Here is a 16,870-nt window from a genome sequence, read left to right as displayed (position 1 = left end):
ATCTCCTGCTATACGCCTAGCGTTAGCGGGATGAGTGTCAAAGAAGTTTGAACCTTTCAAAGCCGTTCAATCCCTGTGAAAAGCGCTGTGTTACGTCAACATGGGGCAACTCTTGGGAAGAAAATCCGCTAGGATCAACGTGTTAAGACGTGCAAGGAATGCCCTATGGGAGCAGCAACGGCAGCCAGTGGTCAACGGTTACGGAATTTTGTGATTGCTGTTGTCGCCATTCTCATTAGTCTTGCCCTATTGGCGGGTCTGCGCAGTAGCAATCAACCCCTCACCCTCGCCGAGCAAGCCCGCCAAGCCACCCCTTGGGAGGAGGCTCAAGTCAATGGCAAGCCGACACTTTTGGAGTTTTACGCCAACTGGTGTAGCACCTGTCGCGCCATGGCCAAGGATTTGGCGGAATTAAAGGCGCAATATCGCGATCGCCTGAACTTCGTCATGCTGAATGTGGACAACACCAAGTGGCTACCGGAAATTGAGCGCTTTAATGTGGATGGCATTCCCCATTTTGTCTTTCTGAATCGGCACTTGGAACCCCAAGCAGTGGCGATCGGCCTGCAACCCAAGGAAGTGATGGCCAAAAATCTTGAAGCCCTCAGCAATAACCTCCCCTTGCCCTACGGTCAACTGACGGGTGAAATGTCCCAACTCACGAGTCCCCTCGCCCGCCAACGCAGTGATGATCCCCGCAGTCATGGGGGCTAGGTTGTGGAACCCCAAGATGAGGTGCGTCAGGTTTATGAAGAGACGCAAACACGGATGGCAGAGCTTTACCGTGAGTACGAGCAGATCAAAGCCACCCAAGCACGGTTAAAAGGACGTAATCAGGCTGCCCTAGATCAAGAGCGCGATCGCCTCGTCCAAGAGCTGCGGCAACTAGAGGCGGAGTTTGGCCTGACCCTCCTGTTCCATTTAGGGGAAGCAGCGCGGGAATGCTGGCAGGACATTCTGGCTCAAGAAAACTTTTGGCACTTTGTCCGCTTTGCTGGTTTGGGATTTGTCCTTGGCCTCCTCGTTAAGAGCCTGACGGGTTAGTCAACTGCCCAAGGTTTAAGGCCGTTTGCCAGAGTCCGGGCCGCGAATTGGGAATCGGCATGGCACCAACGGTCTTTGCATAAAAGTCCTCTGAGGAAACCCAGCCAATCACGGCATAGGCATAGCCCGCTGCCTGCATCTGAGCCAAGGTTAACTGCAACAGCAGGCGACCAATCCCCCGCCCGCGATAGGGTTCGGCCACAGCCATTGGCCCAAACAGTCCCAGGGCGGCTGCATCGTAGCAGGCAAAGCCTAGAAGTTCGCCATTTTCAACGGCAATCAGTCCCCGTGGCGGACGCTGACTCAAGGCAAGAGCCACTTCACTGCGCCAACCGGCACTAAAGCGATCGCCCACCCACTGGACAATGCCATCCACTTCTGACCCCAAAGGCTGGCGGTAGTGAATCCCCTGCTGCTGATGCGCCATGACGGCGGGCCAATCCACCGCTAGCTCGTAGAGCTTGACCAGCATATCGGTCATTTGGGCAGCCTATCGACTGAGACTCACAAGGGGACGTTGCAGGGCTTGCATCAACTCATCAAACTGATCCGGCGTGAGGGATTGGGCACCATCGGAGAGGGCTTTTGCTGGGTTGGGGTGCACTTCAATCATCAGGGCATCGGCGCCTGCGGCCACGGCGGCTTTGGCCATCGGCGGAACAAATTCTGCCCAGCCGGTGCCATGACTGGGGTCAATCATAATCGGCAGATGGGTGAGCTTGCGCAGCACCGGAATCGCTGCTAAATCCAAGGTATTGCGGGTATATTCACGGTCAAAGGTGCGAATGCCCCGTTCACAGAGAATCACATTGGGGTTCCCTGCCGCCAAAATGTACTCAGCAGCCATCAGCCATTCCTCGATGGTGGCAGACATCCCCCGTTTCAAAAGCACGGGTTTGGGTTGGGCACCCACCCGCTTGAGAAGCGAAAAGTTTTGCATGTTACGGGCACCAATTTGCAGCACATCGGCCACTTCAGCAATTTTGTCTAGATCCGCTGCGTCCATGACTTCGGTAATGATGCCCAAGCCCGTTTTTTCTTTTGCTGCTGCCAACAGATCAAGGGCACTTTCACCATGGCCTTGGAAGGCATAGGGGGAGGTACGGGGTTTATAGGCACCACCGCGGAGAAACTTGGCACCCGCCGCTTTCACCCGCTGCGCCGTTTCAAGGATCATCGCTTCATTTTCAACGGAGCAAGGTCCTGCCACCACCACTACCTCATGGCCTTCGCCGAAAATAACTTCGCCGTTGGGCGTTGGCACCACCACTTCACTGGGTTCACCGTGGCGATACTCGCGACTGGCTCGCTTGAAGGGCTGCTCAACTCGCAGAACGTGTTCAATCCAAGGGCTAATTTCCTGAATTCGCAGGGGATCGAGTTCCGCAGTTTCGCCGACAAGACCAATAACGACTTTGTGCTTGCCCACAATTTTTTCGGGGGTGAGTCCCCAAGTGCGCATCTCACTACTGACCCGCTCAATCTCTTCACCGGGGGTGCCACTTTTTAGAACAATAATCATCCGCTTGCTGATCCCAAATTTTTGGCTTAGGGTTTGATTGTATTGTGCCAAATTGGTTCCGTTCTGCCTATGCTGCGTCGTTTCCGAGGCCTGCGGTTGATGATTTCGCTGGCGATCGCTACCGTGGTTGTGCTGTCCCTGTGGAGTGTGATGATTGGCTCTATCCCCAGTGGCGATCGCCCCCTTGATTTGAGTCAAGCGGTCTCCATTGATGATCCCCAATTTGATCCGCCAACGGACTCATCGCCCTCACCCCCGCTGCCAGAGAATACCCTGCTGCCTCTACAACGCAGTGATGGCGCCCCCTATGAACGCCTTTTTGCTCAAGTCCGCCAAGTTCATCAACAGTGTTTATTTACGCCCCCTTGGTACAGTGTCCCCATCGACCGCACCAATTTTGGCGATCGCTACCGTACCGATATTCGGGGTCAAGTGGTGGACAATGCACCGCTGATTGTTTTGCATGAAACTGTGGCCTCTGCCCAATCTACGCTGGATTTTTTCCAAACACCGCATCCCCGCGATGAAGATCAAGCCAGCTACCATGAACTGATTACCCTCAGGGGTTGGCTGCTGCACTTAGTGCCTTGGTCCAAGCGTGCCTATGGTGCGGGCAACTCTGTCTTTGGCAGGGAAACGGTGCAGACCAACCTCCGCCTTGCCCCTTCGGTGAACAATTTTGCCCTCCACTTTTCCCTAGAAACCCCTCCTGAAGGTCGCCATAATGGTTCTACCCATGCGGGCTATACCGATGCTCAGTACCGTACCTTGGCATGGCTGGTGGCGCAAACGGGCATTGATCTCCAACGGGTAACCACCCATGCGGCGGTGGATCGCTCTGGCGAGCGCATGGATCCGCGTAGTTTTGACTGGGTCACGTTTAATCGCTATTGGCAGGCCTATCGCGATCGCCCCTGTGGGGATATTCGCGGCTAGAAGTAGCGATCCAAGAATGTCTCTAAGGACTCAAAGGAGAGTTGAAAATAGGTTTGGGCACGTTCAATTTCACTGGCAGGGCAGAGACTTTCATAGGCCAATAGGGTTCGCAGCGTTCCTAGGCTGGCCTCAAGATCCCGATTCATCACTCCCAAAAACTGACGAGCGCCGTCAATCACGGCTAGGGGAACCGTCATGACAAAGGGGCGTTTATTGAAAAAGCGACCAAGGCGATCGGCAATCTCTTGGCGGGTTAAGACCTCTGGATGTGCCAAGCTAAAAATGGCCGGTTGGCTGGCTTGACTAGCCACGAGAATACAGCGGGCTAAATCCTCGGGACTGAGCAGTTGCAGGCGGTGCTGGGGATCTCCAAGGACAATGTAAACCCCCGTCTGCTGAAAGCGCTCCGCAAGGGGCAGCAAACTAGACATAAGGGTGGGGCAGCGGAAAATGGCATAGTTGAGGCCACTGCTGATGAGCACCTGCTCGACTTCGTACTTGGCCTTGAGAAAGGGGGACTGCTGGCGATCGCCCGTCACCGCCAAAGGAGAAATCAAGGTTACATGGCGTACCCCCTGTTCCTGAGCCGCCTGAATCACATCCAACGTAGCACGGTAATCAATCGCCTGAATGGCACGGCTGAGTAACTGACTACCATGGCAGCAAATCACCGCCTCCACGCCCGCCATGGCAGCCTGAATATCGCGGGGCTGTTGCAGATCGCCAATGAAAATCTCAGCACCCCATTCCTTGAGGAGATCGTATTGGCTCGTCAGGCGCACAAAGGCTCGTACCGGCAGCCCCAACGTGATACAGCGGCGCACCACCCGCAAACCCAATTGTCCTGTGGCACCCGTGACCAAGTACATGAAGCGGAACTATTAAGCGATTCTTGTCTCAGCGTGCCCTAGGCAGAGCCACAATGCAAGACGCTTGAAGGATATGCAGGGGGGGAATGCGCTAATCTAAGGAATACCTTTGAGAATCTTCACAAAAACTCTGCGCCGCATGACCCTTGACTTTTCTGCTGCTCAGCACCTGAGCCATGAGCTGTTTGCTGCCCTGAAACCGGCAGAGGCGCTTTTCGTTGAAATTGCCAGTGAATCCAGCCAGTTTATTCGCTTCAATCGGGCGCGGGTGCGGCAAATTGGCACCGTAGAAGATACGGTGGTAACCCTGCGGTTGCAATCGCAGCAACGGACGGCAAGCACCTCGTTTCCCTATACGGGAACGGCGGATCTAGCGGCTGCCCTAGAGCACTTGGCCGCATTGCGTTCAGAAACGGTGCAACTCCCTGTGGATCCTTACCTTGTACCGCCAACGGATACCGGTTCGATTCAAGACACTTACCTTGGCCGCTTACCTGATCCTGACTCAGTGGTAGAGACAATTCTGACACCCGTTCAAGGCTTTGATTTTGTGGGCATTTACAGTGGGGGGACGATCGCTCGTGGGAGCTTTAACTCCGCTGGGCAGGAGCACTGGTTTGCTACGGAAACGTTTTGCTTGGATTATTCTCTCTTTACAGCGGCGGGCAAGGCGGTGAAAAATAGCTATGCCAGTACCCATTGGGACACTGCCATCTATCAAGCTCAAATTGAGGGCGATCGCCAGCAGTTAGCACAATTGGAACAGCCTCCCCGTCAGTTAGCAGCGGGATGCTATCGCACCTACTTTGCCCCGGCAGCGGTAGCCGAGCTAGTGGGGATGCTCTCTTGGGGAGCCGTGAGTGAAGCGGCCTATCGTCAAGGCGGCAGTGCCCTCGCCAAATTACGGGAAGGGGCAACCCTCTCTCCCCTCTTTAGTTTGCAGGAGGACTTTACCACCGGAACGGTGCCCCGCTTTAATGCCGATGGCGATATTGCGCCCCCTTGCTTGTCATTGATTGATCGCGGCAAATTGCAAACGTTACTCATTAGTCGGCGCACCGCTCAGGAATACCACCTTGTGGCCAATGGTGCCAACCGCCAAGAAACCCTGCGATCGCCCCTCCTCTTGCCGGGCACGCTACCAGAGCAGGAGGTGCTGGCTGCCCTCGATACGGGTCTCTATGTGGGCAATTTACACTACCTCAACTGGAGCGATCGCCCCAATGGACGAATGACCGGCATGACCCGCTACGCCTGCTTTTGGGTAGAGCAGGGCAAAATTGTTGCACCCATTACAGACCTGCGCTTTGATGACAGTCTCTATGAGTTTTGGGGAGACAACCTCGAAGCCTTGACAGACACCCCGCTTTGGTTTGCCCACACCGACACCTATGAACGTCGTTCCCTTGGGGGTATTACGGTGCCGGGGATGCTCGTCAAGGCCTTTCAGTTTACCCTCTAGGCTACTCAGCAGTCGCCAATTCGGTGCTGCCGCGCTGTTTACGACGAGTCAGCGTATTAAAGAGCAACTGGCCAATGGCTCTGATGAGGTTGCCCTCCAGTTCTTGGAAGATCTTCATATTCATACCAAAGGCGGCATTGGCCTCATCCACAATCCGCTCCGCCGTTGCCTCATCCACCGCCAGTTCATCCAAGCGTTGGCGATAGAGTTGCTTAAAGGCCTTTTCGTCACTAATGGATTCAAAGCGATAAAAGGCGGTGCCTTCGCCGTCTTGGAGATTCATTGCCCGCTCAGCAATCCCCTTGAGGATTTGGCCGCCCGAAAGATCGCCAAGGTAACGGGTGTAGGAGTGCGCCACCAACAGTTCTGGGGCGGTGTTCGCCACTTCATGAATGCGGGCTACATAGGCCTGTGTGGCTGGCGAGGGCGTAATTTCTTCCTGCCAATTGGAACCAAAGTAGTAAGTCAGATCTCGCTCAAGGCTATTTTTGCGGTTCAGCTCCGGAAAGTAAATCTTGCCCACAATGGGATGGTCTTTGAGCTGTTCCATTTCCTGCTCCATGGCACTGTAAACGTGATAGAGGCTGGCAACGAGTTTGCGGTAGGAGCTTTTTTCCACGGTGCCTTTGAGGAAGCAGCGCACAAAGCCAACGTTCTCGGCCATGGTGTGGGCTTTTTTGGTGCCTTCACGCAATTTCGTCGCTAGAGACGTCGTCATCACGAGATCCTTCTTAAAAATTTGCAACGTTTTGTTTCTAAAAGCGACCGTCAGTACAGTCTATTTTTCAGGCTAAGGGTAAATGACACCATTTTTCATTAAAAATCATTAAGGCGATCGCGAGCCGCTGCGAGGGCTTGGCGCACCTGATCAAACCCTGTGCCCCCGTAGCTATTGCGGGCAGCCACCACCTGTCGCGGTGCAATGCGTTCGTAAATATCCGCTGCAAAGGCGGGGTGCAGGGCTTGCCATTCTTCAAGGGTGAGGTCTTTGAGGAATTTCCCTTCAGCAAGACAGGTTTTCACCACCTGCCCCACCAAGTTATAAGCCTCACGGAAGGGCACCCCCTTACTGGCCAAGTAATCCGCCACATCGGTGGCATTGGCAAAATCGCTCTCCACAGCCGCCGCCAAGCGTTGCGGTTGAAACACCACCCCCTCGGCCATCAAGATCGTCATTGCCTCTAGGCAGGCACGGACGGTATCCACAGCATCAAAAAGCGCCTCTTTATCCTCTTGCAAGTCTTTGTTGTAGGCCAAGGGCAGCCCCTTCATAATCACCAAGAGAGCTTGCAAATGGCCAAACACCCGTCCTGTTTTGCCCCGCACCAACTCCGGCACATCGGGATTTTTCTTTTGGGGCATGATGCTAGAACCCGTGGCACAGGTGTCGGTGAGCTTGACAAAGGCAAATTCCTCAGAGGCCCACAGAATAATCTCCTCCGAGAGCCGCGATAGATGCACCATGATCAAGCTAGCGGCACAGAGAAATTCAATGGCAAAATCGCGATCGCTGACGGCATCGAGGCTATTGCGATAGGGTTCACGAAAACCCAACAACTCTGCTGTGTAGTGGCGATCGATGGGAAACGTTGTGCCCGCCAGTGCCCCGGCTCCCAAGGGAGAGACATTCACCCGCTCACGAATTTGCTGTAGTCGCTCGCTGTCCCGCTCGGCCATTTCCACGTAGGCCAGCAGATGGTGAGCCAAGCTCAGGGGTTGTGCCCGTTGCAGGTGAGTGTAGCCGGGAATCAAGGTTTCAATGTGGGACTCTGCAAGATCCAGAAGTGTGCGCTGCCACTGTCGCAGTTGTCGAAGAATATGGTCAATTTCTGAGCGCAGGTAAAGGCGAATATCGGTGCCCACCTGATCGTTGCGCGATCGCGCTGTGTGGAGTTTCTTGCCCACATCGCCAACCAGTTCTGTGAGGCGGCGTTCGACGGCAAAGTGCACATCCTCGGCTTCAATACCGGGGGTAAACTGGCCATCCCGGTATTCTTGGCGAATTTGCTCTAGGCCTTGAATCAGCGTTTCGGCTTCCTCAGGGGAAATAATCCCCGTTTTTGCCAGCATGCGGGCATGGGCTTGGGAGCCGCTGAGGTCGTATTCAATGAGGCGAATGTCAAAGCCAATACTGGCATTAAAGCGGGCGATCGCCGGATGGAGGGCTTGTTCAAAGCGCTGGCTCCAAGGCTGAGGTTGGGCAGTCACGGGCGATTCTCAGGGCTAAAAATTCAGGAGCTTGCCAAAGATCCAGCCAATGGCCAGACCAATAATCAGTGCCCACAGTTGGCCAGAATCGACAAAGTTTGCCCACGCCTTAGAAACGTCTTCCCCCAAGGTATCTTTGAATTTCTGCGCCACAATAATCTGCGGCTCAATCGTCATTTGGCTGGCAATAAAGTAGTTCGGTGCAGTATTCATAGCCATTGGCGGAAACGCAACTCAAGTTTATCCTAGCGGAGGCGGGGGCGATCGCCAACCAGTATCACAAGCCCCAAGATTATGAAGACCCATTGTGTGACCACTCCAGCAGAACACAGCGATCGCGCCCCTGTTGCTTGGCCTGATAAAGGGCGGCATCAGCAATGGCAAAAATCTCCGTTAAGGTGCCCTCACTTGCCTTGGCAGGAACAAAGCATAACCCAGCACTGACTGTTATGTAGGGATGGTGCGCCCTCTCCCCTTGGGGGATTTTCATCTCTCGGACATGATGGAGCATTCGTTCAACAATGTGTAGAGCCGTATCAGCAGAAACATGGGAGAGCACAAGGGCAAACTCCTCACCGCCGTAGCGAGCAATGATATCGTTGGAGCGCAGATGGGCCCTAAGGGTTTGAGCCACCTGTTGCAGGGCGCGATCGCCCGCTAAGTGACCACAGCAGTCGTTATAGGCCTTGAAGTCATCAATATCAATGATAGCCAGCGTCAAAGTATGGCCTTGGTCTTGAGCCTGCTGCCAGAGCTGATTCAATGCTATGTCAAAAAAGCGACGATTGCCTAACCCCGTTAAGGGATCCCGTTCCGCAAGGATCTGGAGGTGCTGTTTTTCCTGCTCTAGGGCTTGTTGGCATTGTTGCAATTCCGTCACAAGGGCAATTTGCCGAGCCAGTTCGGCCTGTAGTTGTTGCAACTGGGCAGCGAGTAACTGCTGATTGTGGCAAAAGCTAGGAACAATCCGCGTCAAAATCGCAGGTTCATCATCCAGATTGACGCCAATGCCTTCAATAACCCACTGATCCGTCTCAGGGTTGGGAATCGGAAAATGGGCAGCCAACATCTGGGCATTGCTTTGACAGAGCTTTAACCATGCCTGTACCTGCTCCGGCGATTGTTGCAGCAGCGCTGCGAGGGATTTACCAATTAAGGCTTCTGTATCCTGTTGCCAAAAGAGCGAGGCACCATCGTTGATTGCTAGAATTTCACCGCTACTGTTCACGATCGCGATCGGCTCAGGGAAAAGGCAAATATATTCAGCAAGTGTCCCCCTCATTTGTTTCGTTTGAGCCTATCAAAGGAATGGTTATACTAATAAGAAATATTTCAGGAACACACCAAAAAATTAAAGGTTAGTTGTCAAAGTAAAATTTTTCTAATTGTTAGGCTATACTAAAAAATAGATAATTAGAGCGAAAAGTTAATCCGAGGGGGATTGACAACTATAGTAATCGGGGAAAACAACGTAAAGGGGCTTTTCAAGAATCGTTGCTATTTCTTTCTCAATCATTGCCGAGCGGGAGCGGCCACGAATCACTGCCGATCACAATGACGCGAAACCCCTAGCTTTTGGCCAATTTTAGCGCCATTCCAGCCCCGTTTCCGCAATTCTGCCTTAATGTCCTCAGGATGCATAGTGCTGTTATAAATCTGTGCCCAACAGTTCAATGCTAATTGCGGGCAATAAGGTTGTCAAGCGACAACTTTTGACAAGGTAGTGGCGGTATTCATTGATGAGCTTGACATGTAAAGTTATTGAAAGACGCAGTGCCCTTTCCAAGGGTCTATTTAGGTTCCGCATGGTTAGTCCACGCTCTCGAAAACAACTCTCTAGGCTGCTACGCCAAAAACGGGAGATACGCAGTCAACGTGCCTTTGCCGCCGAGCTGGGAATCTCCTATACCTGCTTGCAAAAATGGGAGAATATGGCTTCATTTCCAAATACTGAAAATCTATTAAAGTTATGTCGTGTTTTTGGCTTTGAGGATTTAGAAAGTTTTATCGCCTACCTCAACCAAACGGATGTCACCAACCGCGAAGAAGAACAACTGGTGACTGAGATTCTTGGCAAATTGTGTCACTTACCTCCAGCAACAGCAGTTCGGGTGCTAGAAACAGCGTTAGGGTTGTTAAAGGCTGCTGCTAACAATGAAGGGGACGTTTGAGTATTTTTTAGGTTCCGAAAAAATTATAGCAAATCTCTTGGGGGGCGATCGCCTGCCGCAGCTTGCCGCTTCTATGGCATCCTGAAAGGGAGAAGTTGCGCAATTTGGCCACTTACATCCTATGCAAACGCTGCCGAGTCCTGTTCAAGCTACTCCGACAGAAACCGCCATTGTCCGTCGCAAAACCCGTCCTGTGCCCGTTGGCTCTGTCATCATTGGGGGCGGTCATCCTGTGGCGGTGCAATCGATGATCAATGAAGACACGCTAGATATTGAAGGCTCAGTAGCCGCCATTCGTCGTCTCCATGAAATTGGCTGTGAAATTGTGCGGGTGACAGTGCCTAGCCTTGCCCATGCTAAAGCCATGGAAGAGATTCGCGATCGCCTCTACCAAACCTACAAACCTGTGCCCTTGGTTGCCGATGTCCACCACAACGGCATGAAAATTGCCCTCGAAGTTGCCAAGTACGTGGACAATGTACGCATCAATCCGGGGCTATACGTCTTTGAGAAACCCAAGCCCGATCGCACTGAATACACCCAAGCCGAGTTTGAGGAAATTGGTGCCAAAATTCGCGAAACCCTTGAGCCACTGGTGATCTCGCTGCGGGATCAGGGCAAATCCATGCGCATTGGCGTCAATCACGGTTCTCTTGCTGAGCGGATGCTCTTTACGTATGGGGACACCCCAGAAGGCATGGTGGAATCGGCTCTAGAATTTATCCGCATCTGCGAGTCTTTGAATTTCTACAACCTTGAAATTTCCCTCAAGGCCTCACGGGTACCCGTGATGATTGCCGCCAACCGCCTTATGGTCAAGCGCATGGATGAACTGGGCATGGACTACCCCCTCCACTTGGGAGTCACTGAAGCCGGCGATGGCGAGTATGGCCGCATCAAATCCACTGCTGGCATTGCCACCCTCCTTGCCGAAGGTATTGGCGATACGATTCGTGTCTCCCTCACCGAAGCCCCCGAAAAAGAAATTCCCGTCTGCTACGGCATTTTGCAAGCCTTGGGTCTGCGGCGCACCATGGTGGAGTATGTGGCCTGTCCCTCCTGTGGCCGTACCCTCTTTAACCTTGAGGAAGTCCTGCACAAAGTCCGCGAAGCCACCAAACACCTCACGGGTCTGAATATTGCTGTCATGGGCTGCATTGTCAATGGGCCAGGGGAAATGGCCGACGCCGACTATGGCTATGTGGGCAAACAACCTGGCTATATCTCGCTCTATCGCGGTCGTGAGGAAGTGAAAAAGGTGCCGGAATCTGAAGGGGTGGCTGCCCTTGTGGAATTAATCAAAGCCGATGGCCGCTGGGTGGATCCCTAAACCATTAGACCTCTGTGAGGAGTGAAACCATGACCACGGAAACCATTTTTAGCCGCATCATTCGCCGCGAGATCCCAGCGGATATTGTCCACGAGGATGAGCTGTGTCTGGCCTTTCGTGATATCAACCCCCAAGCCCCCGTGCATATTCTGGTGATCCCCAAAAAGCCGATTCCCCAACTCAGCTTGGCAGAACCGGAAGATCACCGTGTGCTGGGGCACCTGCTGCTGACGGCCAAACGCATTGCTGAGGCAGAGGGTTTAACCAATGGCTATCGGATTGTCATTAACAATGGCCCCGATGGCGGTCAAACCGTCTATCATCTGCACCTGCACCTGTTGGGCGGGCGAGCCATGCAATGGCCACCGGGTTGAGAGATTATTTTTGCGGTCGATCTTCTTCGTATTCGTAGAGCCTAGGCTGTTCCACGAGCATCAGTCGCCGCGGCTGAGCCAATTGCCGCAGTACCGGTTGCAAACTGGCCAAGGTGTGGTTGAGGCGATCAAGCAGCAGTTGCAGATTACCCGTATCGGCGAGGGCTTGCAGGGCTTGGTTGAGGGTTTCTAACAGTTGTAACCGCTGTTGTAGGGTGCGATCGCTCTCGGCCAAGAGTTGAGCAATGTACTGACTTTGTTGCCGCAGTTCTTGGGCAATGGCGGTCTGTTCCTGATTGACGTGCGCCAGTAGTTCCCCTTGGCTGTGCTGAATCTGGGTCACGAGGCGCTCAAACTGCTCAATGGACTGTTGCTGGCGCTCCTCCAGTGTGGCCACAAATTGCTGCCGATCCCTGACCACGGCACGGGCCAGTTGATTTAAGTTGTCCAAGAGTTGTTGCAGCCGTTCCTCCGTGGGCAGCTCCGTGCGAATCGTTTCCTGAATCATGTCTTGGAGGGTGTCGCGATCCACCCCTGCGGACGTATTCGTAACGGGGAGGCGGGGCAGCAGTTGATCGTTAATGTAGGTGTCAATTTGCAGCAGCAGCTTATTCTCCCAGCGTTCAACGATCACCATCGGAATCATCACCAGCACACTCAGCACCAAGGCCACGAGGGTCGTATCAAAGGCCACTGCTAGCCCCGTCGTTACACCGCCAATCCCCTCCTTGATTTGGTTCACGTCCTGAGCCGTCTCCAAAAAGCTGGAAAAGCCACTGACCGCTTGGCTAATCCCAACCACGGTGCCAATAAAGCCCAGCAGGGGAATCGCCCAGACGAGAACACGGGGAATCGTATAGGAGGCATCAGTGGCGGCTGCGGCACTGCCACTCTCTTCTGCGGCGGCTTCAACGGCAATCTCTCGCTGGCCACTACTGAGAAACGCGCCTAAAACACGGGCACAGCGATTGGGCAGCAGTGTCCGCCGTTGGGCAAGGGTTTGCTGTAATTGCAAAATATCCCGCATTGAGGTGAAGGGGTAGTTGGCGGGAATCCAGATTTGCCGCAGGCTGGGTGCTTGTTGAAAGAGGGCGATCGCCTTCAAAATCGTAAACACCAAAACTGTCCACGCAAAAAAGACAGCCACGGGTTGCGTCCAGCCACGATTGAGGAGCAGTTGGCCAAGGTAGGTGCCCTGAAGGGGCAGAAAGAAAATGTAAAGGATCACCGTAGCAACGGCAGCGATCGCCAGCGCTAACCACAGCGGCACAGTCAGATCCTGGCGGGGTACCGCCACCGGTGTTAGGGAAGGGGCAGTTGTTGTCGAAACCGGAGAAGAAGCTGTCATGACGATACTCAGGGCGCAAACATCTTTCAATCTATCGTGAAGGCGCCTCAAATTTTGGCAACTGCGGCTGCTCCCTGCTGCCGATCAGGGAATGAACCAGCCCCGAAATCCACAGGGTACTGCCGTGAGAGGATTCGTACCAGTTCCCAGTCAATGAGTCTCCTACTACCACGGTTCTCTGCTCTCCTGAGGGATGGTATTCATGGACAGGCCACTCCAGACTTGGTAGACATCCTTGCTAGGATGGGGATGACTGGTCACGGAGACGGGAATCATGCCTGCACAGGTGGAGGAAAAGTCCATTGTTCCGACAGTAATTGTTGGCGTGGGAGGTACAGGCATTGAGGTGCTATCGCGGGTGCGGCGACTGGTGGAAGAAACCTACGGCAGTCTGAAACAGTTTCCCGTGATTAGCTTCCTTGCCATTGACACCGATCGCGACTACAAAGTGAGTAACCCCCTCGCCGCTGGCTCTCCCCTCAAGGACAACGAAAAGCACTGGGCCAGTGTCAGTGGCAAAAACGTGCAGCAAATCATTCAAAACCTCGACAACTACCCGTGGATTGCCTCTTGGTTTCCCAAGGAACTGGAGCGCAACATTACCGCCCTAGAGGCCGGGGCGGGTCAAATCCGTGCCTGTGGTCGGTTTGCCTTCTTTTGCAACTACCATGCGATTCAACAAAAGTTCCAAGCGGCCAGCGATCGCGTTAAAGGCCACGAAAGTTATATGCAAAGCCGCTATGGGGTCAAGGTCAACAACAGCAGCTTAAATGTCTTTATTACGGGCTCCCTCTCTGGGGGCACCGGTAGCGGTATGCTCATTGACTTGGGCTATTGTGTGCGCCATTGGCTCAAGGGGCAGTCGAGTCCTCTGATCACGGGAATTGTGCCCATGCCCAATGCCTTTGCAGCCATTAGTGTCGGCGATCGCGTGCTGGCCAATGGCTATGCCGCCCTCATGGAACTCAGTTACTTTGCCGACTACCGCACCGAGTACGTGGCGCAATTTAGTAGCAGCCTCAGCGACGAAGTGCGCTACAATTGTCCTCCCTTTGACTTTACCTACCTCGTGGGCACCAAAAATGGCGAGAATGAATTCAAGCTCGATGAGATCCGCGAGATGATTGCCCAAAATATCTTTTTGGATCTCACTTCTGACTTTGCCCCCCACAAACGCTCGATTCGCGACAACATTAAGGCGGCTTGGGCCTCTCAGGATGCCGGGGGGCGAGGCTATCCCAAGAGCTTTATGGCCTTTGGCCTCTCCAGTGTCGAAATTCCCATTGCCCAAATTCGCGCCTCCTTGACCTATCGCCTTTGCCAAGACTTTATTCACTGGTGGCTGAACGAATCGGTGCAATTGCCACCCCAGCTTTTAGAGGTGACCCAGAGTCTCCTGAAACCCATGAACTTGCTGGATGTGGATTTGGTACTGGCCTTAGCAGCAGCGGGCGATCGCCCCTACATGCAGGAAATTTCCCGCTGGGTTAACGATCTACGCAATCAAATTAGCCGTGAAAACCGCCTTGAATGTACCCAACAGGGGGTAGGGGGCATGATTGGTGCCGAAAGAGGCAAAATTTTACAATTTGTGCCTTGGCTGAGTGAACAGGTGGACAATTACCGTGCTGCCCACTTGCGCGAACTCAGCCCCGATGAGCGTCTCCACGGTGACTTTTTGCAGCGCATGTACGACAACCGCAATCAAATTATCCAGCAGGCTCGCCAAAGTCTTGAGGAGGAGTTCTACCGCATTGTTGAAGATCGCAATCGCGGACCCAAGTTTGCCAACGCCTTTCTGCTGCAAATTCGCCAAATTTTTATGAGCCAAGCAGAAAAGTACGACCGCGAAATTCAGCAAACTTGGCAACCCAATATCACCAATCGTCAGCGACAATACGAAAATGCCCTGCAGGATATCCAGCACTTTAGCACTCTCTTTGGCATCTCCAAGCAAGCGAAAATGGAGGAATTTTGCCAGCAGGCCCTAGAGGGGATTGAGGGCAGTTTCAATGCCATCATTCAAGCTAAAGCCCGCTTTCTGGCCAAGGAGGTGATGGACAAACTAGAGGAATGGCTGCAAGGGATGGAGGCACGTCTTGCCAAGCTCAACCAGCGGCTCCTCAATTTACGTGATGGTTTCAAGGCAATGGCCGATAGTCAAGCGGATAGTGCCGATGCCCTGCGAATCAATGGGGTGAAGCTCTACGATCGCCAAGAACTCAATGGCCTCTATCAAGACTTGGTGGAACGCTATGCGGGTGCCAATACCGGGGTGCAGTCCACATTTGCCATTGGTCTGAACCAACTCTGTACCACAACGGCAGCAACGGTGTTGCAGGAGGCCAGTCCCCTCTGGAAGGAAACCCGCGCCGCCAATGAAGTGATGCGTCTCTTGGATTTGGCACAACTAGCGGATGTCCAAGAAAGTGACCTGCGGGAGATTATCCAAGAAACCGTACGGCGCACCGTGCAAAATGCCCCAGAAGAGAGCCGCCTTGTGCGGGATCTCACTGCCTGCGATCGCCTGTTGCAGGTTTATCGCAATGATGAAGGGGAAATCCTCAGTGTCCTGCGCATGGCCTATCAGAAATCAAAGCCACTGCTATTGCTCTCCCAAGCGGTCATGAGTGGTCGTGATGCTGGCTTTACTCCTTCAGTGAATACCAATATCGCCATTGTCGGCGGTGAAAATACTACCGATTTGGCTGCCAAAAAACTGATTCCCCTGCTCAAGAACCTCGTCAAACCGAATGGCCAGAGCATTACCAGTGATGACATTAAGCCCTTGGGCGATCGCGAACGCCACCGCATTGTCTTTGTCCAAGAGATGGGGGGCTTTTCCCTACGCTGTATTGAGGGCATGCCCGAACTGCGCCAGTCCTACCAAGATTGGCGAGGCCAAATGATTACCGCCAAACGCGCCCGCCTGCGGGGAGAAAACCGCGATTTGCCCATCCCCGTACATCTGCAAAAGGATCCCCCCTTCTGGGATGTCTTTCCAGAAAACCCCCAAATTCTAAAACTGGTGGTGATTGCTCGCGCCCTTGATGTCCTTAAACAAGCAGAAAACCGCGCCACCCGCGAAGCCACCATCCGCTACACCCGCCATACCGCCGTTGGTCTTGAAGATGTGGATATTGCCGCCAACTGGGAGGAAGTGACCCAAGTCCTAGAGGTGTTGGCCTGCCGTCCCGACTTAGAGGAAATTCAGCGCCAAGTGACCGTTATTCTCAAAGCAGCCGAAACCCCAGAACAAAAGCAAGTCCTCTATGAGCATCTACTGAACTACTTGAAGCGACGCGAGGAAGAACTCCACAAAGCTGGAGGACGCGACAGCCTTGAATATAAGCGAGAAGCCGCCATTCTCCAAGAGGTGATCCAAACCTATCAATTGGCTCAAGGCACACCAGCCCCTAGCCCCACACCAACGTCCCCTGCTCCTGAACCACCTCCATCCCAACCCGAACCAACACCTGAAACCAGTGCTTCGGCGAGTTCCTCTGGCTTAGAGCAACTGCAACAACTCATGGCCATGTACCAGCAGGGGCTACTCTCAGAAGCGGAGTTCCAAGCGGCCAAGAAAAAACTACTGGGGCTATAGGG

General features: G+C 53.5%; 16 protein-coding genes. 8 read left to right on the top strand and 8 right to left on the bottom strand.

Features of this window, described 5'->3' with window-relative positions:
• The first annotated feature begins 165 nt into the window (after positions 1-165).
• Together RHH81_RS00275 and RHH81_RS00270 are read left to right on the top strand one after the other, a co-directional pair.
• On the top strand, positions 166-714 hold the full coding sequence (locus RHH81_RS00275) for a thioredoxin family protein (protein WP_206200574.1): 549 nt from the start codon (positions 166-168) through the stop codon (positions 712-714).
• A gap of 3 nt (positions 715-717) precedes the next feature.
• Positions 718-1,044: a hypothetical protein gene (locus tag RHH81_RS00270; RefSeq protein ID WP_206200573.1), complete on the top strand. Its 327-nt coding sequence runs from the start codon at positions 718-720 to the stop codon at positions 1,042-1,044.
• On the opposite strand, the gene RHH81_RS00265 is transcribed toward RHH81_RS00270, so the two are convergent.
• Both RHH81_RS00265 and aroF read right to left on the bottom strand, forming a co-directional pair.
• Positions 1,025-1,525: a GNAT family N-acetyltransferase gene (locus RHH81_RS00265; protein WP_302676933.1), complete on the bottom strand. Its 501-nt coding sequence runs from the start codon at positions 1,523-1,525 to the stop codon at positions 1,025-1,027. The two genes, RHH81_RS00270 and RHH81_RS00265, sit on opposite strands and share 20 nt — an antisense overlap.
• A 9-nt stretch (positions 1,526-1,534) precedes the next feature.
• A complete protein-coding gene (gene aroF, locus RHH81_RS00260) occupies positions 1,535-2,566 on the bottom strand; it encodes a 3-deoxy-7-phosphoheptulonate synthase (protein WP_206200571.1) in 1,032 nt (343 codons plus the stop codon).
• A gap of 69 nt (positions 2,567-2,635) precedes the next feature.
• On the opposite strand from aroF, the gene RHH81_RS00255 reads away from it, so the two are divergent.
• Positions 2,636-3,502, top strand: a complete 867-nt coding sequence (locus tag RHH81_RS00255) for a peptidoglycan recognition family protein (protein WP_310743183.1) — start codon at positions 2,636-2,638, stop codon at positions 3,500-3,502.
• Here RHH81_RS00255 and RHH81_RS00250 read toward each other — a convergent pair.
• On the bottom strand, positions 3,499-4,371 hold the full coding sequence (locus tag RHH81_RS00250; protein ID WP_206200570.1) for an SDR family oxidoreductase: 873 nt from the start codon (positions 4,369-4,371) through the stop codon (positions 3,499-3,501). The two genes, RHH81_RS00255 and RHH81_RS00250, sit on opposite strands and share 4 nt — an antisense overlap.
• A 139-nt stretch (positions 4,372-4,510) precedes the next feature.
• Between RHH81_RS00250 and RHH81_RS00245 the strand changes: the two genes are divergently transcribed.
• On the top strand, positions 4,511-5,833 hold the full coding sequence (locus RHH81_RS00245) for a TldD/PmbA family protein (protein ID WP_399379014.1): 1,323 nt from the start codon (positions 4,511-4,513) through the stop codon (positions 5,831-5,833).
• Between the two features lies 1 nt (position 5,834).
• Here RHH81_RS00245 and RHH81_RS00240 read toward each other — a convergent pair whose 3' ends face one another.
• From RHH81_RS00240 to RHH81_RS00225, 4 genes are all read right to left on the bottom strand, one after another.
• Positions 5,835-6,551: a heme oxygenase (biliverdin-producing) gene (locus RHH81_RS00240; RefSeq protein WP_206200569.1), complete on the bottom strand. Its 717-nt coding sequence runs from the start codon at positions 6,549-6,551 to the stop codon at positions 5,835-5,837.
• A 98-nt stretch (positions 6,552-6,649) separates the two neighbouring features.
• Entirely contained in the window at positions 6,650-8,041 is a 1,392-nt protein-coding gene (gene argH, locus RHH81_RS00235; protein ID WP_206200568.1) for an argininosuccinate lyase, read from the bottom strand.
• A 15-nt stretch (positions 8,042-8,056) separates the two neighbouring features.
• A complete protein-coding gene (locus tag RHH81_RS00230) occupies positions 8,057-8,254 on the bottom strand; it encodes a hypothetical protein (protein WP_225901602.1) in 198 nt (65 codons plus the stop codon).
• 79 nt (positions 8,255-8,333) lie between these two features.
• A complete protein-coding gene (locus RHH81_RS00225; protein ID WP_310743181.1) occupies positions 8,334-9,323 on the bottom strand; it encodes a GGDEF domain-containing protein in 990 nt (329 codons plus the stop codon).
• 523 nt (positions 9,324-9,846) lie between these two features.
• On the opposite strand from RHH81_RS00225, the gene RHH81_RS00220 reads away from it, so the two are divergent.
• From RHH81_RS00220 to RHH81_RS00210, 3 genes are all read left to right on the top strand, one after another.
• Complete coding sequence (locus RHH81_RS00220; protein WP_310743180.1) at positions 9,847-10,212, top strand: helix-turn-helix transcriptional regulator; 366 nt, start codon at positions 9,847-9,849, stop codon at positions 10,210-10,212.
• A gap of 121 nt (positions 10,213-10,333) precedes the next feature.
• Positions 10,334-11,542 (top strand): (E)-4-hydroxy-3-methylbut-2-enyl-diphosphate synthase, encoded by a 1,209-nt coding sequence (ispG, locus tag RHH81_RS00215; RefSeq protein ID WP_206200565.1) that lies wholly within the window; start codon positions 10,334-10,336, stop codon positions 11,540-11,542.
• A gap of 29 nt (positions 11,543-11,571) precedes the next feature.
• Positions 11,572-11,916: a histidine triad nucleotide-binding protein gene (locus RHH81_RS00210; protein ID WP_149817064.1), complete on the top strand. Its 345-nt coding sequence runs from the start codon at positions 11,572-11,574 to the stop codon at positions 11,914-11,916.
• 4 nt (positions 11,917-11,920) lie between these two features.
• On the opposite strand, the gene RHH81_RS00205 is transcribed toward RHH81_RS00210, so the two are convergent.
• On the bottom strand, positions 11,921-13,264 hold the full coding sequence (locus RHH81_RS00205) for a MotA/TolQ/ExbB proton channel family protein (protein WP_310743179.1): 1,344 nt from the start codon (positions 13,262-13,264) through the stop codon (positions 11,921-11,923).
• Positions 13,265-13,538: 274 nt separating this feature from the next.
• On the opposite strand from RHH81_RS00205, the gene RHH81_RS00200 reads away from it, so the two are divergent.
• Positions 13,539-16,868 (top strand): tubulin-like doman-containing protein, encoded by a 3,330-nt coding sequence (locus tag RHH81_RS00200; protein ID WP_310743178.1) that lies wholly within the window; start codon positions 13,539-13,541, stop codon positions 16,866-16,868.
• The last annotated feature ends 2 nt before the right edge of the window (positions 16,869-16,870 follow it).

It is taken from the genome of Thermosynechococcus sp. PKX95 (assembly GCF_031583295.1).
Taxonomy (GTDB): Bacteria; Cyanobacteriota; Cyanobacteriia; order Thermosynechococcales; family Thermosynechococcaceae; genus Thermosynechococcus.
This window is presented reverse-complemented; position numbering and strand designations above follow the sequence as displayed.